Source organism: Pseudomonas sp. CAN1, assembly GCF_030462585.1.
In the GTDB taxonomy this organism is placed as follows: Bacteria; Pseudomonadota; Gammaproteobacteria; order Pseudomonadales; family Pseudomonadaceae; genus Pseudomonas.
Window position 1 is genome coordinate 1 of sequence record NZ_JASMRU010000038.1, and the last position, 24,155, is coordinate 24,155.

Here is a 24,155-nt window from a genome sequence, read left to right on the forward strand (position 1 = left end):
GAGCTGTTCTTCGACAACCTGGAAATCCCCGCCGGCAACCTGATCGGCGAAGAGGGCAAGGGCTTCAAGTACATCCTCGACGGCCTCAACGCCGAGCGCACGCTGATCGCCGCCGAGTGCATCGGCGATGGCCGCTGGTTCAACGAAAAATCCGCGCAGTACGCCCGTGACCGCGTGGTGTTCGGCCGCCCGATCGGGCAGAACCAGGGCGTGCAGTTCCCCATCGCCGAGGCTTACATCGAGATCGAAGCGGCCGACCTGATGCGCTGGCGCGCCTGCCAGGAATACGACAGCGGCAAGAACGCCGGCGCTGCCGCGAACATGGCCAAGTACCTGGCGGCCAAGGCCAGCTGGGAAGCCGCCAACGCCTGCCTGCAGACCCACGGCGGCTTCGGCTTCGCCAACGAATACGACGTCGAGCGCAAGTTCCGCGAGACGCGCCTGTACCAGGTGGCGCCGATCTCCACCAACCTGATCCTGTCGTACGTGGCCGAGCACCTGCTCGAACTGCCGCGTTCCTTCTGAGCCGGGACCAACTGAGCCGGGACCAAGAACAATGAACAATACCCACGCCCTTGCCGAATTCCTTGCTGGTCTGCGCTATGAAGACCTGCCCACCGCCGTGGTCGAGTACACCGAGGAGCTGTTCCTCGACTGGCTCGGCTCGGCCCTGGCCAGCCAGAATCGCCACCCGATCCCACTGTTCCAGCGCTACGCCCAGCGCATGGGCCCGGCCAGCGGCAAGAGCCGCGTACTGGTGGACGGCACCTCGACCTCGGCGTACTTCGCCGCGCTGGTCAACGGTGCCAGCTCGCACCTGGTAGAACAGGACGACCTGCACAACAGCTCCGTGCTGCACCCGGCCACCGTGGTCTTCCCCGCGGCCCTGGCTGCCGCGCAGGAACTGGGCAAGTCCGGCCGCGAGCTGATTCTCGCCAGCGTCGCCGGCTACGAAGCGGGCATCCGCATCGGCGAATTCCTCGGCCGCTCGCACTACCGCATCTTCCACACCACCGCCACGGTCGGCACCCTGGCCGCCGCAGTGGCCGTGGGCAAACTGCTGGGGCTGGACAGCCGGCAGTTCGTCAACTGCCTGGGCAGTGCCGGCACCCAGGCCGCCGGGCTCTGGGAGTTCCTCCGCGACGCTGCCGATTCCAAACAGCTGCATACCGCGAAAGCCGCCGCTGACGGCCTGCTCGCCGCCTACCTGACGGCTGACGGCCTGACCGGTGCGCAGAACATCCTCGAAGGCGAGCAGGGCATGGCCGCCGGCATGTCCAGCGACGCCGACCCGAGCCGTCTGGTCGACGGCCTGGGCACCCGCTGGGCGCTCTGCGAGACCTCCTACAAGTTCCACGCTTCCTGCCGCCACACCCATCCCGCCGCTGATGCGCTGCTGGACCTGATGCAGCGCGAAGGGCTCAGGCATGGCGATATCGCCAAGGTAATCACCCGCGTGCACCAGGGCGCCATCGACGTGCTCGGCCGCGTGGTGGTACCGCAGACGGTGCACCAGGCGAAATTCTCCATGGGCACCGTGCTGGGCCTGATCGCCGTGCACGGCAAGGCCGGGCTGGTGGAGTTCGAGGAATTCTCCCTGAGCGACGCCGAGGTCTCGGCCTTCCGCGAGAAAGTCAGCATGCAGCTCGATGCTGAAGTGGACGGCGCATACCCACGGCGCTGGCTGGGCCGCGTCGACGTGCTCACCACCGACGGCCGCCAGCTGCACGGCGCCATCGACGAGCCCAAGGGCGATCCGGGCAACGGCCTGAGCCGCGCCGAGCTGGAGGACAAGTTCCGCCGCCTGCTGGCCTTCGCCGGCCAGCGCAGCGAAGCCGAGGCGGATCGTCTGGTGCAGGCCAGCTGGCGTCTGCATGAGCTGGCGAATCTCGACGACTTCCACTGATAGCGCTTTGCGGGCGGCCTGGCCGCCTGTTCCCACCGAATCGTAGCGTCGGCCCGCCGGCCGGCGTCTGGAGTTGCCCATGAGTTCGCGTCCCCTCGACGGCATCACCGTCATCAGCCTGGAACACGCCATTGCCGCGCCGTTCTGCACCCGCCAGCTGGCCGACCTCGGCGCCCGCGTGATCAAGGTCGAGCGCCCCGGCGTCGGCGACTTCGCCCGTGGCTATGACGAGCGCGTGCGCGGCCTGGCCTCGCACTTCGTCTGGACCAACCGCTCCAAGGAAAGCCTGTCCCTGGACCTCAAGCAGGCGCCGGCGCAGACCGTGCTGGAACAACTGCTGGAAACCGCCGACGTGCTGGTGCAGAACCTCGCGCCGGGCGCCGCCGCGCGCCTGGGGCTGTCGTTCGAGGCACTGCACGAGCGTTTTCCGCGGCTGATCGTCTGTGACATCTCCGGCTACGGCGAAGGCGGCCCCTACGAGCAGAAAAAGGCCTACGACCTGCTGATCCAGAGCGAGAGCGGCTTCCTCTCGGTGACCGGCGGGCCGGGCGCCGACGAGATGGCCAAGGCCGGCTGCTCCATCGCCGACATCTCCGCCGGCATGTACGCCTACAGCGGCATTCTCTCCGCGTTGCTGCTGCGTGGCCGCACGGGGGAGGGCAGCCGCGTCGAGGTATCGATGCTCGAAGGCATGGCCGAGTGGATGGGTTTCCCCATGTACTACGCCTTCGACGGCCAGTCGCAGCCGCCGCGCGCCGGCGCCGCCCACGCCACCATCTATCCCTACGGGCCGTTCCCCACCGGTGATGGCGGCAGCGTCATGCTCGGCGTGCAGAACGAGCGCGAGTGGAAGCTGTTCTGCGAGATCGTCCTGCAACGCCCGGAGCTGGCGGTCGATCCGCGCTTCACCGCGACCAGCCTGCGCGTGGCCAACCGCGACGCCCTGCGCGCGCTGATCATCGAAGCCTTCGCCAGCCTCGGCGCCGAGCAGGTGGTTGAACGCCTGGAGCAGGCGCAGATCGCCAATGCCCATGTCAACGACATGCGCGGCCTGTGGCAGCACCCACAGCTGGCCGCCCGCGACCGCTGGCGTGAAATCGACAGCCCCGCCGGTCGCCTGCCGGCACTGTTGCCGCCAGTGAACAGCAACGCCTACACGCCGCGGATGGACGCCGTACCGGCATTAGGTCAGCAGACAGATGACCTGCTGCAGGAACTGGGGTATACCGCCGGGGATATCCAGCGCCTGCACGAGCAGGGCGCGGTATGACCCAGGAGAACCCAATGATTGAGCAGACCCCGGCGCAGCCTATTGTGCGGACCGCGCTGTTCGTGCCCGGCAGCCGCCCGGAACGCTTCGCCAAGGCCCTGGCCAGCGGCGCCGATGCGGTGATTGTCGATTTCGAGGATGCCGTCGAGCCGGCGCTCAAGGCCCAGGCCCGCGACAACCTCGAAGCCTTCCTTACCGCTAACCCGGACGCCCGCGTGCGGGTGCGGGTGAACGCCGCCGGCGACCCCGAGCAGGCCGCCGACCTCGAATTGTGCGGGCGCCTGCCCGGCGTCATCGGCATCCTGCTGCCCAAGGCCGAGCGCGCGGTGCAGGTGCGCATCGCGGCTTCCTGTGGCAAGCCGGTATGGACGCTGATCGAAAGCGCCCGCGGACTGCTCGCGCTGGGCGAGATCGCCAGCTGCGAAGGCGTCGAGCGCCTGACCTTCGGTGGCCTCGACCTGGCGCTGGATATCGGCATGGCCAGCGGCACCCCGGCGGCCGCCGGGGTCTATGACCAGGTGCGCCTGAGCCTGCTGCTGCACTCGCGGATCAACGACCTGCAGCCGCCGCTGGACACCGTGTTCCCGGCCTTCGACGACGCCGAAGGCTTCGCCGCGACCATCCGCCATGGCCGCGACCTCGGCCTGCTCGGCGCACTGTGCATCCACCCGAAGCAGGTCGCCGTGGTGCATGCCGCGCTGGCTCCCAGCGGCGACGAGCTGGACTGGGCGCGCCGCGTGGTGGCGGCAGCGGAGGGCGGTGCAGCGGCCTTCCAGGTCGACGGGCAGATGGTCGATGCGCCCGTGCTGGCCCGCGCCCAGCGCCTGCTGGCCAACGCTGGCGGCTGACTGCCCTAAGTCAGGCCGGCAACAGGCGTTTTCGGGAAGATCAGCCCTGGGTTTTTACGCGTTGGCGTCGATCAGTGTCTGCGCGACTTCCACCAGGCCGTTGATGGCGAACTGCACGCCCATGCACACCAGCAGGAAGCCCATCAGCCGCGACACCGCGTCGATGCCCGACTTGCCGGTGGCCTTCATGATCAGCTCCGAGGCCTGCAGGCAGCCCCAGAGGATCAGCGCGGTGCAGAGGAAGATCAGCGGCGGCGCGACCATGATCACCCACTGCGGGAAGCTGGTGCTGTGCTTGATGCTCGCCGATGAGCTGATGATCAGCGCGATGGTTCCCGGCCCTGCGGTGCTGGGCATGGCCAGCGGGATGAAGGCGAAGTTCGGCCGTTCCTCGGCGCACTCGCTGACATCCACCTTCGGCACCGGCTGCGGGAACAGCATGCGCGAGCCGATGATGCAGAGGATGCCGCCACCGGCGATCCGCAGCCCCGGAATGGAGATGCTGAAGGCGCTCATGATGAACTCGCCGATGTAGTAGGCCATCGTCATGATGAGGAACACATAGAAGGCCGTCGCCCGCGCCTGGCGATTCTTCTCCTCGCGACTGCAGCCGTTGGACAGGGCCAGGAACAGCGCCACCGTGGTCGGCGGGTTGATCAGCGGCAGCAGGGCCAGCAGGCCGAGCAGGATCGCATCGAGCAGACTCGTCATGGAGGGACATCCTGGCCTGGGACAACTGCCCGAAGTCTAGGCGCGATTCGGCGCTCGGCCACTGGCGGCGGGTTCTCGGCGGCTGGCTATACTGGTTTTCCACCAGCAGGCGGGATGACCTGCGCGCCCACCTGTTCGGCGGAGAAAGGTCAATGAATGAGCCTGGTCCCGTTGTCCGGCCGACGATCCTGATCGTCGACGATACCCCCGAGAACCTCACCCTGCTCAGCGAGCTGCTCAAGCTGCTGTACCGCGTCAAGGCGGCGCGCACCGGCGAGAAGGCGTTGCAGATCTGCCTTGGCGATGACCCGCCGGATCTCATCCTGCTCGACGTGATGATGCCCGGCATGAGCGGCTTCGAAGTCTGCCGGCGCCTGCGCGAGCAGCCGCGCACCCGCGACATCCCGGTGATCTTCATCACCAGCCAGAGCGCCGCCGACGACGAGATCCACGGGCTGGAACTGGGCGCGGTGGACTACCTGACCAAGCCGATCAACCCGCCGGTGGTGCTGATGCGCGTGGACAACCAGCTGCGGGTCAAGGCCGCCGCGGACTTCCTGCGCGACCACAACCAGTTCCTCGAACAGGAGGTGCAACGGCGCACCCAGGAGTTGGCGGCGATCCAGGACGTCACCATCATCGCCATGGCCTCGCTGGCGGAAACCCGCGACAACGAGACCGGCAACCACATCCGTCGTACCCAGCACTACGTTGCCGCCCTGGCGGAGCACCTGCGCGGGCACCCGCGCTTCGCCGCCGAACTGGACGAGGAAACCTGCCGCCTGCTGTACAAGTCGGCGCCGCTGCACGATATCGGCAAGGTCGGCATTCCCGACTACATCCTGCTCAAGCCGGGGCGGCTGACCGCCGAAGAGTTCGAGATCATGAAGACCCACGCCGCGCTGGGCCTCGATGCCCTGGAGAAGGCCGAGCAGCGCCTGGGCATGGACGTGCCGTTCCTGCGCCTGGCCAAGCAGATCGCCTACGGCCACCACGAGCGCTGGGACGGCAGCGGCTATCCGCAGGGCCTGGCCGGCGAGGCGATTCCCGTGGCGGCGCGGCTGATGGCGCTGGCCGATGTCTATGACGCGCTGATCAGCCAGCGCATCTACAAGCGCGGCATGCCCCATGCCGAGGCGGTGCAGCTGATCGCCGGCCAGCGCGGCCAGCATTTCGACCCGGATATCGTCGATGCCTTCCTCTTCCTGCAGGGCGAGTTCCAGGGCATCGCCGCGCGCTTCAGCGACGCCACACACTGAGCCAGCCCAGCACCTGAGGAAGCCAGCCCATGAGCCCGCTCGGTTACCTGCAGCGCCTGCGTTTGCGTACCCGGCTGACGCTGGGCTTCGGCGGCATCCTGCTGCTGGCGTTGTTCATCGTCCTGTACAGCCTGGATGTGCAGCGCAAGCAGAACGAGCAGATCACCCAGGTCTATGAAAAAGAGATGCTTGGCCTGTCGCATATCGAGGCGGCACGGGTGGCGCTGGCCGGAATCGGTCGCAGCGTCCGCCAGGCGGTCATGGCGGCGGACGCGGCCGGGCACCGGCAGGCCCTGGAGCAACTGGAAGAAGACCGCACCACGCTGCGCGAGGAAATCGAGTACGCCCGCCCGCTGATCTACCGGCCATCGGCGATGCAGGGTCTGGTGCGCTTCGAGGCGGCCTACGAGGATTACCAGGACCAGTTGCAGCGGGTACTCGCCTACAACGACCAGTCGGTCGCCAACGGCAGCTCCGGCGGTGACCAGGCGGCCATCGCGCTGCTCTCGTCGACGGCGCTGCAAAGGCCCAACGACGTGGCCAACCAGGCCCTGGCCGAAGTGGCGCAGATCAAGCGTGCCGGCGCGGACCTGGAGGTCAAGCTGGCCTCCGAGCGCTTCCGCCGCAGCGTCAACCTGACCTTCTGGCTGATGGCGCTGGGCGTGGGCAGTGGCCTGCTGTTCGGCCTGCTGATCAGCCTGTCGATCCGCCGGCCGGCGGAGCAGCTGCGCAACTCGGTGAAGACCCTGAGCCAGGGCGAGCTGGACATCCTGGTGCCGTTCCAGGACTACCCCAACGAAGTGGGCGAAATGGCCCGGGCGATTACCGAGCTGCAATCCGAGGCGCGGCAGATGGCCAATCAGCGCTGGGTGAAGACCCAGGTGGCGGCGCTCACCGGGCAGATGCAGGCGGCCGCCGACTCGGCGGAACTGGGCGAACGCATCCTGGTGAGCCTGGCCGAGCTGATGCCGCTGCTGCGCGCCTCCATCCATGTGCGCGAGGAGGGCAGCGAGGACCTCGTCCTGCTCGGCAGCTATGCCGGCACCGGCAGCGTGGCCCAGCGTGTGCGCCCCGGCGAGGGGCTGATCGGCCAGTGTGCCCGGCAGCGCCAGGCCATTCGTCTTGAGCCGCAGCAGCCGGACAGCCATGCCCGGGAACCGGTGGTGGCGGCCAGCGAAATCCTGCCGCTGATCCAGGGCGAGCGTCTGGTCGGTGTACTGGCGCTGGATCTGGCGCGGGCGCCGGGTTGCCGGCAAAGCTCGCTGCTGGAGGAGTTCGTGCCGCTGCTGGCGATGAACCTGGAGATTCTCGAGCGCAGCTCGCGCACCCGCCAGTTGCTGGCGGAAACCCTGGCCCAGGCCGAGCTGATGGAAACCCAGGCGGCCAACCTGCAGGCACAGACTCGCGAGCTGGAAGCCCGCCAGCGCGAGATCGAAGCCACCCGCGCCTGGTACCAGGGCATCCTGGAATCCGCGCCGGACGGCATGCTGGTGGTCGACCAGCAGGGCCTGATCATCCTCGCCAACCCACGGCTGGAGCAGCTCTTCGGCTATGAACGGGGCGCCTTGCTGGGGCGCTCGGTGGACGAGCTGGTGCCCCATGTCTACCGCCACCAGCACGCGCGCCAGCGTTCGGGGTTCATGGCGGAGCAGGGCCGCCGGCAGATGGGCCGAGGCGACGCCGACCTGCTCGGGCTGCGCAAGGACGGCAGCCGCTTCTCCGTGGAAATCGCCCTGGCGCCGCTGCCGGACCTGCTCGGCCGCGGCGTGTGTGTCTGCGCCTCGGTGCGCGACATCAGCGAGCGCCGGGCTATGGAGGCAGCCCTGCAGGACAGCGAGAAGCGCCTGCAGTACATCCTCGATTGCAGCCCGATCAGCGTGGTGATCGCCAACCAGCAGCACATCCAGCTGGCCAACCCCAAATTCATCGAGATATTCGGCCGCCAGGTCGGCGAGGAGACCACGCCGATCTACATCGAGCCGGCGGTGCGCGAGGAAGTCTGGCAACTGCTGCTGTCCGGCGAGCAGCGCGTCGAGCGGGAAATCCGCATGCTCGACTGCGAAGGTCGCGAGCGGGAAATGCTCACCATCTACCTGCCGGTGCATCACCGCGGCGAGTTCGGCGTGCTCGGCTGGCTGTTCGATGTCACCCAGCGGCGCCAGGCCGAAAGGGAGATGCAGCGCGCCCGCGAACTGGCGGAGGAAGCAACGCGGGCCAAGAGCGAATTCCTCGCCAACATGAGCCATGAAATCCGCACGCCGATGAACGTGATCATCGGCATGAGCGCCCTGGCACTGAAGACCGCGCTGGATGCACGGCAGCGCAATTACATCCAGAAGGTGCACCGCTCGGCCGAAGGGCTGCTGGGGATCATCAACGACATCCTCGACTTCTCCAAGATCGAGGCCGGCATGATGAGCGTGGAGCGCATCGAGTTCCGCCTGGAGGACGTGCTCGACCAGTTCGTCGAACTGGTTGGCTTCCGCGCCGAGGAGAAGTCCCTGGAACTGCTGTTGCAGCTCGATGCGCGGCTGCCCACCGCGCTGGTCGGCGATCCGCTGCGCCTGGGCCAGGTGCTGCTCAACCTGGGCAACAACGCGGTGAAGTTCACCGAGCGCGGCGAAGTGGTGCTGGGCATCGAGGAAGCCGGCCAGGCTGGTGAGACCGGCGAGAAAGCCGAGGAAGTCGAGCTGCACTTCTGGGTGCGCGACACCGGCATCGGCATGACTGCCGAGCAGTGCGGGCGCATGTTCCAGTCATTCATCCAGGCGGATTCGTCGACCTCCCGGCGTTTCGGCGGTACCGGCCTGGGGCTGTCGATCTCGCGCAACCTGGTGGAGCTGATGGGTGGGCGGATCTGGGTCGACAGCGAGCCGGGCGTCGGTTCGACCTTTCACTTCCGTGCCCGCTTCGGCCTTTGCGCCACGCTGGCCCCGCGGCGGACGCGGCAGGCGGACGAGCTGCTTGGCGTGCGCGCACTGGTGGTCGATGACAATGCCTCGGCGCGGGAGATTCTCTCGGCCATGGCGGTGAGCTATGGCCTGGAGGTGGACGTCGCCGGCGGTGGCCGCGAAGCGCTGGAGTTCATCCGCCATGCGCAGAGCCGCCAGTTGCCGTACCAGTTGCTGCTGGTGGACTGGCAGATGCCCGGCATGGACGGCATCGAGCTGGTCGGCCAGCTGCGCGCGCAGGACCCGGCGGCGGTTCCCGCCGTGGTGATGGTGACCGCCTTCGGCCGTGAAGAGGCGCTGGACGAAGCGCAGACCCGCGGCGTGGTGCTGGGCACGGTGCTGACCAAACCGGTCACGCCTTCGACCCTGCTGGAGGCGATCAACCTGGCGCTGGGCCGGCCGGCGAGCAGCGACCGGCGCAGCCAGGAGCGCGAGAGCGCCACCGAGGAAGCGCTGGCGGCAGTCATGGGCAGCCGCGTGCTGCTGGTGGAGGACAACGAGCTGAACCAGGAGCTGGCCCTGGAGCTGCTCGGCGAGGCCGGCATCGAGGTGGTGCTGGCCTGCAACGGCCAGGAGGCCGTCGAGCGGCTGGCGGCGGACCGTGATTTCGACTGCGTGCTGATGGACTGCCAGATGCCGGTGCTCGACGGCTACGCGGCGACGCAGGCACTGCGCCTGCAGCCGGAACTGCAGCAGTTGCCGATCCTCGCCATGACCGCCAACAACATGACCGGCGACCGTGAACTGGCACTGGCGGCCGGGATGAACGACCACATCGCCAAGCCCATCGACCCTGCCGCGATGTTCCGCACCCTGGCGCGCTGGATCAGCCCAACTCGCCGCGCTGCGCCAGCTATTACGGCGCCGGCGACACCTTCTGCCAAGGGCCAACTGGAGCTGCCCGGTATCGATACCCAGGCCGGGCTGGCCACCTGCGCCGGCAAGCAGGGCTTGTACGAACGACTGCTGAACCGCTTCCACAGCAGCTACCGGGACTTCCCCGCGGACTTCCAGGCGGCAGCCGGCAGTGGCGATCCGGCGGCGCAACGGCGGGCGGCGCATTCCCTGCGCGGTGCGGCGGGCAATATCGGCGCACGGGTGCTGGCCAGTGCCGCAGCCTCCCTGGAGGAAGCCTGTCGCAGCGCCGAGCCGGAGGCTCGCATTGCGGCGCTGTTGTCCCAGGTGCGCGACGAACTGGAACTCGTCCAGACCGGGTTGGCAGCGCTGGCCGGCGCCCCGCCGGCGAAACAGCAGGGCGGCAGCGTGGTTCCGGTGAATACGCCTATCCTGCTGCGGCGCCTGCAGACCCTGCTGGCCGACAGCGATACCGGCGCGGAGGAGGTCGTCCGGCAACTGGCAGCGGCCTGCCCGGACGGCGAGCGTGCAGTACTGCTGCGCGGAGTCATCGAAGCGATGGAGGCATTCGACTACGATCTTGCCCTTGAGCGCCTGCACCTGCTCTCCACGGAGTTGGGCAGCCAGTTGCCGGAAGCCTCCTGAGCCCGGCTCCGCGACCCTCGAACGCTCGATTGCTGAGCTACGCTTGCGGCCCTGGCGGAGCAGCCTGGCAGCGCGCCTTTTCTGTTGATGCCCGGAGCCCTTGCCGATGCCCGAAACCCCGCCGCCAACTACCGGCTTCGACTGGCAGCGCTGGCTGCCAGGCCTGGTTACCCTGCGCCACTACAAGGCAGCCTGGCTGCCCAGGGACATCGCCGCCGGGCTGGTGCTCACCACCATGCTGGTGCCGGTGGGCATCGCCTACGCCGAGGCGTCCGGCGTACCGGGAATCTACGGCCTGTACGCGACCATCGTGCCGCTGCTGGCCTACGCGCTGTTCGGCCCCAGCCGCATCCTCGTGCTCGGCCCGGATTCCGCGCTGGCCGCGCCGATTCTCGCGGTGGTGCTGGTGCAGGCGGCGAACGATCCGCAGCGGGCCATCGCCATCGCCAGCCTGATGGCGCTGGTATCCGGCGTGGTGTGCATGGTCGCCGGGTTGCTGCGCCTGGGTTTCATCACCGAGCTGCTGTCCAAGCCGATACGCTACGGCTACATGAACGGCATCGCGCTGACGGTGCTGATCAGCCAATTGCCCAAGCTGTTCGGCATCTCCTTCGACAGCCAGGGGCCGCTGCGCGACCTCTGGGCCCTGGGCCAGGCCCTGCTCGCCGGCCAGGCCAACTGGCCGAGCCTGGCCGTGGGCGCCGGCAGCCTGGCGCTGATCCTCCTGCTGCGGCCGTTCAAGCGCCTGCCGGGGATTCTCCTGGCGGTGATCCTCGCTACCCTGGCGGTCAGCCTGTTCGACCTGTCCGCGCTGGGCGTGAAAGTGCTCGGCGAGCTGCCGCAGGGGTTGCCGTCGTTCTCCCTGCCGTGGCCGAGCGGCGTAGACCTGCTGGAAGTGCTGCTGGGCGGCGTGGCCGTGGCGCTGGTGTCCTTTGCCGATACCAGCGTGCTGTCACGCACCTACGCGGCGCGGCTGAAGACACCGGTGAATCCCAACCAGGAAATGTTCGGCCTGGGCGTGGCCAACGTCGCCTCCGGGCTGTTCCAGGGCATCCCCATCAGCAGCAGCTCGTCGCGCACGCCGGTGGCGGAAGCGGCCGGCTCGCAGACCCAGCTCACCGGCATCGTCGGCGCCCTGGCCGTCACCCTGTTGCTGCTGGTGGCGCCGAACCTGATGCAGCACCTGCCCACCAGCGCACTGGCGGCGGTGGTGATCGCCGCAGCGCTCGGGCTGTTCGAGATCGCCGACCTGCGGCGCATCTTCCGCCTGCAGCAATGGGAGTTCTGGCTATCCATCGGCTGCTTCGCCGGGGTGGCGGTGTTCGGCGCGATTCCGGGCATCTGCATCGCCGTGGTGATCTCGGTGATCGAGTTCCTCTGGGATGGCTGGCGGCCGCACCATGCGGTGCTCGGGAGGGTCGACGGGGTGCGCGGCTATCACGACGTAACGCGTTACCCGAATGCCCGGCGCATTCCCGGCCTGGTGCTGTTGCGCTGGGACGCGCCGCTGTTCTTCGCCAACGCCGAGCAGTTCCAGAACCAGGTACTGGCGGCGCTGGACGCCTCGCCGACCCCGGTGCAGCGACTGGTGATCGCGGCCAGCCCGGTGACCAGCATCGACATCACCTCCGCCGACATGCTCGCCGAACTGGACCGCGCGCTGGAGCAACGTGGCGTCGAGCTGCAGTTCGCCGAGATGAAGGACCCGGTGAAGGACAAGATGAAACAGTTCGAACTGTTCGAGGGGCTGGGCGCCAACGCCTTCCATCCCACCCTCGGCGCCGCCGTGGATGCCTACCTGGCGGATTCGGGGGTGGACTGGAAGCCCTGAACGCACCAACCGTAAAGGATCAGAACTGCCAGATCGGCCCGTAGCTGCCGAAGCAGGCGTTCTCCAGCGCGTCGCTGCGCACGCCCTGGTGGGTGGTCACCGCGCCCCATTCGTTGATCTCGAAGATCAGCTGCGGCACCCGCGGCTTGCCGCCCTGGATGTGGATGGTGTCGAACACCTTGATGTTGCGCCCGGCGTTGACCACACGGGTCTCCATCCAGGCATCGTCGACGCGGGCCTCGTCCAGCCGCGCCAGCAGGGCGTTGTACAACGGCAGGTAGCGCCCGTCGTTGGCCCGGCAATCGATGTTGATCTGCCGCACCACCTCTTCGGCCTGAGGTGAACTGAAGTGCAGGCGCTGGCCATAATCGCGTTGCAGACGCTGCACGTAGGTCAGCCCGTCATCCTTGCTGGCAACGGCCCTGGTGCGGGTAGGCGGTGCAGGCGGTCGCGCCAGGTCCGCCTGGCAGGCTTCCCGACTCTTGTAGAAACGGTGGGAGACACGCTCGCCGCTGGCCCGCTGCTCTGCCGAAACGACCAGCACCTGGCCCTTGTCGAACAGCGTCGCGGTCTCCGGGCCGAAATCGCCGCCGTTGCCCCAGGCGCCGTCGGGCAGGCCGACGGGCCACTCGACGCAGGTCGGCGTGCGCAACTCGAAGACCCGGTCGCGGAGGAATACCCGCGAAACCGCGTCGTCGGCGCTGGCGGGGAGGGTCGTGAAGGTGGTGGAAAGCAGGCTTGCGCAGAGGACCAATGCGGTGCGATTCACTCAATTCTCCCTGTGTCGGCGCGACCTGAGTTCAGAGCATAGGCCGTCTGTCCTGGCTCGGCGATTTTCCTCGCAGTACGTTTACCCAGAGCGGGTTTTGCCCAGCGCCTGCGGATTGGCCACGTTATTCGGCGAGCCATCGAAGAACGCCAGCAGGTTGTTGAAGGCGTCGCCGAAGTACAGCTCGTAGCCGTTCTTCTCCACGTAGCCCAGGTGCGGGGAGCAGAGGATGCGCGGGTGGTTGAGCAGGGGATCGGCGGGGTCGAGCAGCGGCTCGGTCTCGAACACATCCAGCGCCGCTTGCCCCGGTCGCCCGGCATTGACCGCCTGCAGCAGCGCGCCGGGGGCGATCAGTTCAGCGCGGCTGACGTTGATCAGCAGGGCGTCGGGCTTCATCCGGCTGAGGTCTTCGAGGGTGACCAGGTGCCGCGTGGCGTCGGACAGGCGCAGGTTGAGGCTGAGGATATTCGCCTCGGCGAAGAACGCTTCCCTTGATGCGGCGGCGCGGTGCCCGTCGGCCTCGGCGGCCGCGCGGCTGTTGTCGCTGCCCCAGACCAGCACCGGCATGTCGAAGGCCGTGGCGTAGCGCGCCAGGCGCTGGCCGATCTTGCCGTAGCCCCAGATGCCCAGGGTCTGCCCGGCGAGGGCGCGGCCCATGTTGACCTGCCACTGCCCCTGCTTGAACGCCTCGATGGCCGGCACCAGTTGTCGGCGCGCATTGAGGATCAGCGCCCAGGCCAGTTCGGTGGGCGCCACCGGCGAGCCGCGGCCTTCGGTGACCACCACGCCGCGCTCGGTGCAGGCCTGCAGGTCGAGATGGCTGGAAACCTTGCCGGTCTGGCAGATCAACTTGAGTTTCGGCAGCCGGTCGAGCAGCGCTGCATCGATGCGTGTGCGCTCGCGGGTGAGCACCAGGGCGTCGGCGTCGGCGAAGCGCTCGGCCAGTTCGTCCGTGCTTGCCGGCTGCACATCATGGAGCAGGGTGACTTCGTGCCCCGCCAGGCGGCTGAAACAGTCCAGCGTGGCGATCACGTGCTGGTAGTCGTCGGGAATGACAATGCGCATGCGAGCAGAACCTCGGGGCTGGCTGGGGAGGCGAAGACGATAGCCGATTTCGCCGCTGGCCGGGGGTGTTGCGCAGCATCTGTACGCCTGTACAGAAATATCTTGCAGGCCAGGGTGCTTGCTGATAATAATCTGTACAACTGTCCAAAACGTTCCGCTTAGAGAACGCCTTGGCAGCCGCATTGAGGCAATAACAATTATCAGAAGACCGCAGGGCTGCTTCGCTCCACGCCTGTACGGTCGTACAAAACTCAAGTGTCTTGCGAGGTGTGGGATGAAGGAAAAGCAACCTGGGGAGCCATCCTCCGGCGTAACCCGTCGTGACCTGGTGAAAGGGACGATGGGCCTGTTATGGGCGGGCGTGTTGCTGGGCGGCTTGCCGCTGCCGGCCTTCGCCGAGCCGAAGAAGGGCGGGCGGTTGGTGTTCGGCCTGGCCGGTGCGTCGACCACCGACAGCCTCGATCCGGGCCTGGCCGAAGACGATTTCATGATGCTGCTGAGCCAGGCCCTGCGCGGCAACCTGGTGGAGATCGACAGCAACGGCAACGCCATCCCCGAGCTGGCCGAATCCTGGGAGTCCTCGCCGGACGCCAAGGTCTGGACCTTCAAGCTGCGCAGCGGCGTGCAGTTCCACAACGGCAAGCCCTTCGTCGCCGATGACGTGGTGGCGACCCTCGACTACCACCGCAAGGACGGCTCCAAGTCCCTCTCCAAATCCATCGTCTCGCAGATCGACGAAGTGAAGGCGGTGGACGACTCGACGGTGCGCGTCAGCCTCAAGGGCGGCAACGCCGACTTCCCGGTGCTGATGAGCGACTACCACCTGAGCATCCTCCCGCGCGGCGCCGACGGCCAGGTGGACTGGCGCTCCGGCGTCGGTACCGGCGGCTACATGCTCAAGGAATACAACCCCGGCGTGCGCGCCTTCGTGGTGCGCAACCCCAACTACTGGAAGCCGGGCCGCGCCCATGTTGAGGAAGCCGAGCTGATCGCCATCGCCGACTCGGTGGCGCGGCAGAACGCGCTGCTCACCGGCAAGGTCAACGTCATCAACCGCGTGGAGATCAAGACCCTGTCGCTGCTGCAGCGTAGCAACAAGGTGCGCATCGCCGAGGTCACCGGGCTGAACCACGCGACCATGCCGATGATCGCCCAGGTTAGCCCGTTCCAGGACAACAACGTGCGCCTGGCGCTCAAGCACGCGGTGGACCGCGACCAGTGGGTGAAGTCGCTGCTGCGTGGCCATGGCAGCGTCGGCAACGACCATCCCATCGGCCGCCAGCAGAAGTACTTCAACAGCGAGCTGCCACAGCGCCAGTACGACCCGGACAAGGCGCGCTTCTACCTCAAGCAGGCCGGCATGGACAGCCTGGACATCAGTATCAGCGCCGCCGACGCGGCCTTCGCCGGAGCGGTGGATGCCGGGGTGCTGTTCGAGGAAAGCGCGCGCAAGGCCGGCATCAACCTCAAGGTGGTGCGCGAATCCAACGACGGCTACTGGATCAACGTCTGGTCGAAGAAGCCGATGTGCATGTGCTACTGGACCGGCCGCGCCACGCCGGACTGGATCTTCAGCCAGATCTACGCCACCGGTGCTTCCTGGGGCGACACCCAATGGAACAACGAGCGCTTCGACAAGCTGCTGTTGCAGGCCCGCTCCGAGCTCGATGAGTCCCGGCGCAAGGCGATCTACTGGGACATGCAGGCGATGCTCCGCGACGAGGGCTCCACCGTGGTGCCGATGTTCATGAACCACATCATGGGCATGGGCAACGACGTAGTGACCTCGCCGACCGTGGCCGGCGACATGGCGCTGGACGGCATGCGCGCCATCGAACGCTGGTCGCTGGCGTGAAACGGGAGAGCGAGATGAGCAACCTCGACTGGCATCCGGTCAGCGCCGACGACACCCGCAGCCTGCGCAACGTCTTCGGCACCTTCATGACTGGCGTCACCATCGTTACCACTCGTGAGGCCGATGGCACTCCGCGCGGCTTCACCGCCAACTCCTTCACCTCGGTGTCGCTGAGCCCGGCGCTGGTGCTGGTGTGCATCGCCAAAAGCGCCGGCAGCCTGGCAGTGTTCAGCGCGGCCGAACGCTTCGCCATCAACATCCTCGGCGACTGGCAGCGCGAGCTGTCCAACCGCTTCGCCGGGCGTACGGCGGACAAGTTCGACGGGGTCGAGCTGCTCTCCTGCGAGGCTGACGTGCCGTGCCTGGCCGACAGCCTCAGCGTGCTCAGCTGCCGCCGCCACAGCCTGGTGGAAGCGGGCGACCACGTGATCCTGATCGGCGAAGTGCAGCGCTACCGCAGCAGCGTCGGCAGCCCACTGGGCTACTTCCGCGGCAGCTACATCGATTTCGCCGAGGGCGCCAAGGCCATCCAGGTGGAGCGCGGCAGCGCGCTCAAGGTCGGTTGCCTGATCGCCCGCGACAACGGCGTGCTGCTGGTGCGCGAGGCGGGCCAGGAGCACTGGAGCATCCCCGAAGTGTTCTGGCGCGCCGGGGTGAGCCAGAAGGCAGTGATCGACGAGGTGTTCCGCCGGGTCGGGCTGACAGGAGAGGTGTCGTTCATCTACTCGATGTTCGAGGAGGCGGGGGATGACTTCACCCGCCTGATCTTCCGCGCCGACGCCAGAGGCGAACTGGCACCGCCGGCCAGCGCCGGGCGCGAAGTGCGGCTGTTCCGTTACGAGGACGAACCCTGGTTGCTGGTTCGTGGCGACTACCTGACCAGCATGCTTCATCGCTTCTTCAGCGAGCGCCAGGCCGACAGCTTCGGCATTTATTGCGACACCGCCGATGGCGGACGAATCGCCGGCATCGCGGGCAAGCCCGTGCACTGGCTGGACTGGAAACACTAAGACCACCGAGTGGATAACAACATGGAATTCAACCATTTCCTCAGTTCCTACCTGCCCGATCCGGATGCCTCCGGCAAACAGCTCTACGAGCAGATGGTCGAGCAGGCCGTGGTGGCGGAAGAGGTCGGCTACGCCGGCATCTCGATCCCCGAGCACCACCTGATCAACATCCTGCTGGTGCCTTCGCCGCTGCAGATGGCAGTGAAGATCGCCGCCGTCACCCGGCACATCGAGCTGGTCACCTCCATTGTCGTGCTGCCGGTGCGCGACATGCGCATCTTCGCTGGCGAAGTGGTGCAGGCCGATGCCCTGTGCGATGGCCGGCTGGTGCTGGGCGTCGGGCGCGGCGCCTTCAAGTACGAGATCGAGAAGCTCGGCGTGCCGATGCACGAGACCCGCGAGCGCTTCGACGAATCCCTCGCCGTGCTGCAGGCCCTGCTGACGCGCAAGGAAGTGAGCTGGGACGGCAAGTACTACCAGTTCGGCCCGCTCACCGTGATGCCGCGCCCCGAGCGGGAGATTCCGCTGGTGGTGGCGAGCATGGCGCCCGAAGGCATCCAGGCCTGCGCACGGCGGGGCTTCTCGGTGCAGACCACGCCGCTGAGTGGCGACCACCAGATGCTGCTGGACCAGGTCAACGCCTTCCGCCGCGGCAAGGCCGAGGCCAAACCGAAATCCTCGCGCCGCGCCCGGCTCTCGCTGCAGCGCGCCACCTACCTGGCCCGCGACGAGGCGGATGCCCGCGAGAAGCTGCAGCTGGCCTACGAGTACTACCGGCGCTTCGACAACGTCTTCACCGGCCCCGGCATCGTCCATGGCGGCGGCATCGAGGCGCTGCCGCGCCAGCAGTCCATCGAGGAACTGGGCAAGAACCTGCTGATCTGCACCCGCGAGCAGATGCTCGACCAGCTCTCGGCCTACGCCGAGGCAGGCATCGACGAAGTGATCATGACCGCCAACTTCGGCCAGTCCCAGGAGGACAGCCTGGACATGATGCGGCGCTTCGGCGAGCAGATCATTCCGCACTTCAGCGCCAACACCACTCAACCCGCCATGACCCATATGACCAACATGACAAAGAGGACTGGCTGATGCCCCTGCTGACCGTAGAACTCTTCCCCGGACGCACCCCCGAAAAGAAACGCGAGCTGATCCAGGCGCTGACCGAGACCTACCTGCAGGTCTGCGGCGGCAAGGCCCAGGCGGTGACCATCCTGCTCAAGGAGGTGGACCCGGCAGATTGGGGCGTAGGTGGCCGCAGCTACGCGGAGATCATCGCGGAAAACATAGCCCAGAGCTGAGGAGGCGAACGATGAGCAAGGCGATCGATTGCGCCTACGTGGTGGACGGCCAGGGCCCGGCCCTGGTGATGGTGCACGGCATCGGCGCACGCAAGACCGGCTGGGACAATGTCACCGAGGCACTGAAGGACAGCTTCACCTGCATCCGCTACGACCTGCGCGGCCACGGCGACTCGCCGCTGCCGACCGAAGACTTCGGCCTGGATGAACTGGTCGCGGACCTGGAAGCCCTGCGCGCGCGGCTGGGCATCGAGCAGATGCACATCATCGGCCACTCCTTAGGCGGCATGATCGGCCCGGCCTATGCGCACAAGTACCCGCAGCACGTGCTGAGCATCGGCCTGCTGTCCACCGCGGCGTTCCGCTCGCCGCAGGACAGCGAGAACGTGCGCAAGGTGGTCCGCGCCATGGAGGAAAAGGGCATCGGTCCGGTACTGGATACCCTGACCCAGCGCTGGTTCACCGAAGCCTTCTGCACTGCCCACCCGGAGGTCATCGAGTGGCGCAAGCAGCAGGCGATGGCGACCCCGGCCGAGGTGTTCCTCAACGTCTTCCACATCTACGCGGAGACCGAGATGGCGCCCTGGCTGCACGAAGTCACGCAGCCGTGCCTGGTACTTACCGGCGAGTTCGACGGCGGTTGCAATCCGGGGTTGAACCAGCAGATCGCCGACGCGCTGCCGCATTCCGAGCTGGTGGTGTTGCCCGACCTCAAGCACGCCATCCTGATCGAAGCGAGCGACAAGGTGGTTCCGCACCTGAAGGCCTTCCTGACCAGGGCCTCGCAGTAACGCCTGCCGATAGGCGGAGGAGGGTGGGGACGGCCCCAACCCTCTCCGTCACAACTGAAAAATAGAAAAAACCATAACCAGAAAAACAATAACGGCCCAACCGATCAGCAGGTCGCTACCATGGCTCTGATTTACCCGATTCTCTTGCGGCGCATTCTTCTCGGAGCCCTGACCCTGTTGGGCGTCTCCGCACTCATCTTTGCGGCAGTCCAGCTACTGCCCGGCGACATGGCGCAGAAGCTCCTCGGTCAGTCCGCCACCCCCGAGGCACTGCACGCCCTGCGCCACGAGCTGGGGCTCGACCAGCCGGCGCTGAGCCGCTACCTGCACTGGCTGCTGGGCAGTTTGCAGGGCGACTTCGGCACCTCGCTGTCCAACGGCCGGGCGGTGTCCGAGCTGATCGGCCAGCGCCTGCTCAACACCCTGTTCCTGGCCGGCTACACGGCGCTGATTGCGGTGCCGCTGGCGCTGCTGCTGGGGCTGTTCGCGGCGTTGTACAAGGATTCGCTGTACGACCGCGTGGTCAACATCATCTCCCTGGCGGCGGTGTCGCTGCCGGAGTTCTTCATCGGCTACATCCTCATCCTCTGGCTGGCGGTGAAGCACCCGCTGTTCCCGTCCATTGCCGACGTGCCGGCCTCGGCGAGCCTGCTGGAGCATCTGCAGGCGGCCTTCCTGCCGGCGCTGACGCTGACCCTGGTGATCACCGCGCACATGATGCGCATGACCCGCATCGCGGTGCTCGACCTGCTGCAGCTGCCCTACATCGAGATGGCCCGGCTCAAGGGCCTGTCGCGGCTGAAGATCGTCCTGCGCCATGCGCTGCCCAACGCCTGGGCGCCCATCGTCAACGTCATCGCGGTGAACCTGGCGTACCTGATCACCGGCGTGGTGGTGGTCGAGGTGGTGTTCGTCTACCCCGGCCTCGGGCAACTGATGGTGGACTCGGTGATCAAGCGCGACGTCATGGTGGTCCAGGCCTGCTGCTGCATCTTCGCGGTGGTCTACATCGGCATCAACCTGCTCGCCGATGTGCTGTCCATCGTCACCAATCCGCGCCTGTTGCACCGCAAGTGAGGGCGAACCGATGAATGCCTTGATCGCAACCTTCAAGCAGATGACCTGGACCGCCCGTATCGGCCTGCTGATCATCCTCTTCTACACCTTCCTCGCGCTGTTCGGCCCGCTGGTGGCGCCCTTCGGCGAAACCGAGATCATCGGCGGCGAATACGACCCGTGGAGCGCGCAGCACTGGCTGGGCACCGACGCCCTGGGTCGCGACATGCTTTCGCGGGTGATCTTCGCCGCGCGCAACACCATCGGCATCGCGCTGCTTTCGACCGCGCTGGCGTTCTTCATCGGCGGCTCGCTGGGGCTGATCGCCGCTGCCATGGGCGGCTGGGTGGACGGCGTGTTGTCGCGCCTGGTGGACGTGCTGATGGCGGTGCCGCAACTGATCTGCGCGCTGTTGCTGCTGACCATCTTCGGCACCAGCATCGCCAACCTGGTGTTCGTCATCGCCCTGGTGGACGCCACGCGGATCTTCCGCCTGGCGCGCTCGGTGTCGCTCAACGTGGTGGTGACCGACTACATGGAAGTCGCCCGGCTGCGCGGTGAAGGGCTGTTCTGGCTGGTGGCGGTAGAGCTGCTGCCCAATGTGCGGGCGCCGCTGGTGGCGGAATTCGGCCTGCGCTTCTGCTTCGTGTTCCTGACCATTTCCTCGTTGTCGTTCCTCGGCCTGGGCCTGCAACCGCCGCTGGCGGACTGGGGCAGCATGGTCCGCGAGAACGCCTCGCTGATTTCCTTCGGCGACCTCACTCCGCTGATTCCCGCGGCCGCCATCGGCGTGCTGGCGATCGCCGTCAACTTCGTCGCCGACTGGTTCCTCGCCCAGCGGCGATGAACGTCAGCCCCCGTATTTGAGGACCCGCAACATGAGCGAACCCTTGCTGAAGATCACCGGCCTGCGCATCGAGGCCGGCGGCGCGGATGGCTGGAACGAGATCGTCCACGGCATCGACCTGCAGCTGCAGCGCGGCAAGATACTCGGCCTGGTCGGCGAGTCCGGCGCCGGCAAATCCACCATCGGCCTCGCCGCCATGGGCTACACCCGCGACGGCTGCCGCATCAGCGGCGGCGAAATCCTCTTCGACGGCATCGACCTGCGCCAGGTACCCGAGTCGCAGCACCGCGAGCTGCTCGGCGCGCGCATCGCTTACGTCGCGCAGTCGGCGGCGGCGAGCTTCAACCCGGCGCACCGCTTGATCGACCAGCACTGCGAGAGCGCCCTGGAACACGGCTTGGCCGCTCGGGAGCAGGCGCGCCGGGATGCGGTGGAGCTGTACCGCAAGATTTCCCTGCCGGAACCGGAAACCATCGGCGAGCGCTACCCGCACCAGGTCTCCGGTGGCCAGCTGCAGCGGATCATGACCGCCATGGCGATGTCCTGCCGGCCGGACCTGATCATCTTCGACGAACCGACCACGGCACTGGACGTCACCACCCAGATCGACGTGCTGCTGACCATCCGCGAGCTGGTGCGCGAGTTCCAGGTGGCGGCCATCTACATCTCCCACGACCTCGCGGTGGTGGCGCAGATGGCCGACGAGGTGATGGTGCTCAAGGATGGCCATCTGGTCGAGCGCGGCGACAAGCGCCGGCTGATCGCCCAGCCCCAGGCGGACTACACCCGCTCGCTGTGGGCGGTGCGGAACCTGGCCTGCGAGGCGCGCCCGCCGGTGCCCGCCGACCAGCAACCGCTGCTGGAGCTGCGCGGCATTCGCGCCGGCTACGGCAACAAGCAAGTGCTCGACGATGTGTCGCTGAAGGTCTTCCCCGGGCGCACGCTGGCTATCGTCGGCGAGTCCGGCTCGGGCAAGTCGACCCTCGGCCGCTGCATCACCGGGGCCTTGCCCAGCCGCGAGGGCAGCATCCTGTTCCGTGGCGGGCCGCTGGCCGGGCACTACGCCAAGCGCAGCCGCGACGAGCTGCGGGCGATCCAGATGATCTACCAGATGGCCGACACCGCGCTGAACCCGCGCCACCGCATCGGCGACATCGTCGGCCGCCCGCTGCAGTTCTACGGCGGCCTGAGCGCCGCGCGGCGCGACGAGCGTACCCGTGAGCTGCTATCTGCCGTCGGGCTGGAGCCGGGCCGCTTCATGACGCGGCGGCCGGGCGAACTGTCCGGCGGGCAGAAGCAGCGCGTCGGCATCGCCCGTGCGCTGGCGGCGGACCCGGCGGTGATCGTCTGCGACGAAATCACCAGTGCCCTCGACCAGTTGGTCGCCGAGGGAATCCTGCGGCTGATCGACGACCTCAAGCAGAGCCTGGGCGTGACCTACCTGTTCATCACCCACGACCTGTCGGTGGTGAAGTCCATCGCCGACGACGTGCTGGTACTCAAGGCCGGCAAGGTCGTCGACTTCGGCGAAAAGCAGCGGGTGTTCACGCCGCCCTGCGACAGCTACGTCACCCGCCTGCTCGACAGCATGCCGCAGATGGACCCGGACTGGCTCGACGGCCTGTCGCAACGGGGCGTGGCCTGAACCCATTTCCGCTCAAGGAACCAACCAATGACCGCAACAACACTGAAGGACTGGCGCGAGCGCGCCGCCGCGCTCGCCATCGAAGGCCGCTGCTTTATCGACGGGACCTACAGCGCTGCGCAGGATCAGCGCAGCTTCGACAAGAACAGCCCGCTGGACGGCCGCAAGCTGGCGGCCATTGCCCGTGGCGGCGCAGCTGACATCGACCGCGAGGTAGCCGCCGCGCGCCGGGTATTCGAGGCCGGGCACTGGTCGCGCATGGCGCCGGTGCAGCGCAAGCGCATCCTGATCCGCTTCGCCGAGCTGCTGGAAAACCATGCCGAGGAGCTGGCGTTGCTGGAAACCCTCGACATGGGCAAGCCCATCGCCCATGCCCTGGCCACCGACGTGCCGGGCGCGGCGAATGCCATCCGCTGGTCCGCCGAGGCCATCGACAAGGTCTACGGCGAGATCGCCGCCACCGCCGAGGACCAGCTGGGCCTGGTCACCCGCGAAGCGGTGGGCGTGGTCGGGGTGATAGTGCCGTGGAACTTCCCGCTGCTGATGGCCAGCTGGAAGCTCGGCCCGGCCCTGGCCTGCGGCAACTCGGTGGTGCTCAAGCCGTCCGAGCGCTCGCCGCTGACGGCCATTCGCATCGCCGCGCTGGCCTGCGAGGCGGGGATTCCCGAGGGCGTGCTGAACGTGGTGCCCGGTTTCGGCGCCGAGGCCGGCGACGCGCTGTCCCGGCATATGGACGTGGACGCCATTGCCTTCACCGGTTCGACCGGCGTGGCCAAGCGACTGATGATCGCCTCCGGGCAGTCCAACCTGAAACGCGTGTGGACCGAGGCCGGCGGCAAGAGTCCGAACATCGTCTTCGCCGACGCCCCGGACCTGCGCGCAGCGGCCACCAGCGCCGCTTCCGCCATCGCCTACAACCAGGGCCAGGTGTGCACCGCCGGTTCGCGGCTGCTGGTGCAGGAGTCGGTGCGCGAGGAGTTCCTCGGCTACCTGCGCGAAGCGCTCGCCGTCTGGACGCCCAGCGACGCCCTCGACCCGGCCAGCCGCTACGGCGCGCTGGTCGACGCGCAGCATTTGCAGTCGGTACAGGGCTATATCGCCAGCGGCCTGGAGGAGGGCGCGCGGTTGGTAGCCGGCACGGGGAAGGGCGAAGGTTGCTACCTGGCGCCGGTGGTCTTCGATGGCGTGCGCAACGACATGCGCATCGCCCGCGAGGAAATCTTCGGCGCGGTGCTCTCGGTGATTGCCTTTGCGGATGCAGAGGAAGCGGTGGCCATCGCCAACGACACGCCCTACGGCCTGGCGGCGGCCTTGTGGACGTCGAACCTGTCGCAAGCGCATCAGGTTTCGCGTGCGCTACGGGCCGGCTCGGTGTGGGTCAACCAGTATTCCGGCGGCGACATGACTGCACCCTTTGGCGGTTTCAAGCAATCCGGCAATGGCCGCGACCGCTCGCTGCATGCCTTCGACAAGTACACCGAGCTGAAGGCCACCTGGATCAAGCTCTGAATGAACTAACTTTTGACCATCACGGACGCGG

19 protein-coding genes are annotated in these 24,155 nt (G+C 67.3%); 16 read left to right on the forward strand and 3 right to left on the reverse strand.

Annotation, left to right across the window (positions count from 1 at the left end; translation table 11 throughout):
• The 4 genes from QO207_RS27725 to QO207_RS27740 form a co-directional block, all read left to right on the forward strand.
• Positions 1-525 (forward strand): acyl-CoA dehydrogenase family protein (locus QO207_RS27725; RefSeq protein WP_301535465.1); only part of this gene is annotated, 525 nt, incomplete at its 5' end.
• A gap of 31 nt (positions 526-556) precedes the next feature.
• On the forward strand, positions 557-1,906 hold the full coding sequence (locus tag QO207_RS27730) for an MmgE/PrpD family protein (protein ID WP_301535466.1): 1,350 nt from the start codon (positions 557-559) through the stop codon (positions 1,904-1,906).
• Positions 1,907-1,985: 79 nt separating this feature from the next.
• On the forward strand, positions 1,986-3,176 hold the full coding sequence (locus tag QO207_RS27735; protein WP_301535467.1) for a CaiB/BaiF CoA-transferase family protein: 1,191 nt from the start codon (positions 1,986-1,988) through the stop codon (positions 3,174-3,176).
• Between the two features lie 14 nt (positions 3,177-3,190).
• On the forward strand, positions 3,191-4,024 hold the full coding sequence (locus QO207_RS27740; protein ID WP_301535468.1) for a CoA ester lyase: 834 nt from the start codon (positions 3,191-3,193) through the stop codon (positions 4,022-4,024).
• 54 nt (positions 4,025-4,078) lie between these two features.
• On the opposite strand, the gene QO207_RS27745 is transcribed toward QO207_RS27740, so the two are convergent.
• Entirely contained in the window at positions 4,079-4,735 is a 657-nt protein-coding gene (locus QO207_RS27745; RefSeq protein WP_301535469.1) for a MarC family NAAT transporter, read from the reverse strand.
• 152 nt (positions 4,736-4,887) lie between these two features.
• Between QO207_RS27745 and QO207_RS27750 the strand changes: the two genes are divergently transcribed.
• The 3 genes from QO207_RS27750 to QO207_RS27760 all read left to right on the forward strand — a co-directional run bounded on the left by QO207_RS27750 (position 4,888) and on the right by QO207_RS27760 (position 12,276).
• Entirely contained in the window at positions 4,888-5,994 is a 1,107-nt protein-coding gene (locus QO207_RS27750) for an HD-GYP domain-containing protein (protein ID WP_301535470.1), read from the forward strand.
• Between the two features lie 29 nt (positions 5,995-6,023).
• Positions 6,024-10,445 (forward strand): response regulator, encoded by a 4,422-nt coding sequence (locus tag QO207_RS27755; protein ID WP_301535471.1) that lies wholly within the window; start codon positions 6,024-6,026, stop codon positions 10,443-10,445.
• Positions 10,446-10,551: 106 nt separating this feature from the next.
• Entirely contained in the window at positions 10,552-12,276 is a 1,725-nt protein-coding gene (locus QO207_RS27760; protein WP_301535472.1) for a SulP family inorganic anion transporter, read from the forward strand.
• A 19-nt stretch (positions 12,277-12,295) separates the two neighbouring features.
• Here the strand turns inward: QO207_RS27760 and QO207_RS27765 are convergent, their stop codons facing one another.
• Together QO207_RS27765 and QO207_RS27770 are read right to left on the reverse strand one after the other, a co-directional pair.
• Positions 12,296-13,045 carry a hypothetical protein gene (locus QO207_RS27765; RefSeq protein ID WP_301535473.1) on the reverse strand — a complete coding sequence of 250 codons (750 nt, stop codon included), beginning with the start codon at positions 13,043-13,045 and terminating at the stop codon, positions 12,296-12,298.
• 81 nt (positions 13,046-13,126) lie between these two features.
• Complete coding sequence (locus QO207_RS27770; RefSeq protein WP_301535474.1) at positions 13,127-14,110, reverse strand: D-2-hydroxyacid dehydrogenase family protein; 984 nt, start codon at positions 14,108-14,110, stop codon at positions 13,127-13,129.
• Between the two features lie 340 nt (positions 14,111-14,450).
• Here QO207_RS27770 and QO207_RS27775 point away from each other — a divergent pair, with 340 nt between their 5' ends.
• The 9 genes from QO207_RS27775 (at position 14,451) to QO207_RS27815 (ending at position 24,124) form a co-directional block, all read left to right on the forward strand.
• Positions 14,451-15,965 carry an ABC transporter substrate-binding protein gene (locus QO207_RS27775; protein ID WP_301535475.1) on the forward strand — a complete coding sequence of 505 codons (1,515 nt, stop codon included), beginning with the start codon at positions 14,451-14,453 and terminating at the stop codon, positions 15,963-15,965.
• A gap of 14 nt (positions 15,966-15,979) precedes the next feature.
• The gene (locus QO207_RS27780; RefSeq protein ID WP_301535476.1) at positions 15,980-16,975 is read left to right on the forward strand and encodes a flavin reductase; all 996 of its coding nucleotides are present in this window, start codon (positions 15,980-15,982) and stop codon (positions 16,973-16,975) included.
• Between the two features lie 21 nt (positions 16,976-16,996).
• Complete coding sequence (locus tag QO207_RS27785) at positions 16,997-18,067, forward strand: LLM class flavin-dependent oxidoreductase (protein WP_301535477.1); 1,071 nt, start codon at positions 16,997-16,999, stop codon at positions 18,065-18,067.
• A complete protein-coding gene (locus QO207_RS27790; RefSeq protein ID WP_301535478.1) occupies positions 18,067-18,276 on the forward strand; it encodes a tautomerase family protein in 210 nt (69 codons plus the stop codon). Before QO207_RS27785 ends, QO207_RS27790 begins: the two co-directional genes overlap by 1 nt.
• A gap of 11 nt (positions 18,277-18,287) precedes the next feature.
• On the forward strand, positions 18,288-19,067 hold the full coding sequence (locus tag QO207_RS27795; RefSeq protein WP_301535479.1) for an alpha/beta fold hydrolase: 780 nt from the start codon (positions 18,288-18,290) through the stop codon (positions 19,065-19,067).
• A gap of 120 nt (positions 19,068-19,187) precedes the next feature.
• Positions 19,188-20,144, forward strand: coding sequence for an ABC transporter permease (locus QO207_RS27800; protein WP_301535480.1), 957 nt, complete (start codon positions 19,188-19,190; stop codon positions 20,142-20,144).
• A gap of 10 nt (positions 20,145-20,154) precedes the next feature.
• Positions 20,155-20,970, forward strand: coding sequence for an ABC transporter permease (locus QO207_RS27805; RefSeq protein WP_301535481.1), 816 nt, complete (start codon positions 20,155-20,157; stop codon positions 20,968-20,970).
• 31 nt (positions 20,971-21,001) lie between these two features.
• Positions 21,002-22,615: an ABC transporter ATP-binding protein gene (locus tag QO207_RS27810; RefSeq protein ID WP_301535482.1), complete on the forward strand. Its 1,614-nt coding sequence runs from the start codon at positions 21,002-21,004 to the stop codon at positions 22,613-22,615.
• Between the two features lie 27 nt (positions 22,616-22,642).
• Positions 22,643-24,124: an aldehyde dehydrogenase gene (locus QO207_RS27815; RefSeq protein WP_301535483.1), complete on the forward strand. Its 1,482-nt coding sequence runs from the start codon at positions 22,643-22,645 to the stop codon at positions 24,122-24,124.
• Positions 24,125-24,155 lie beyond the last annotated feature (31 nt).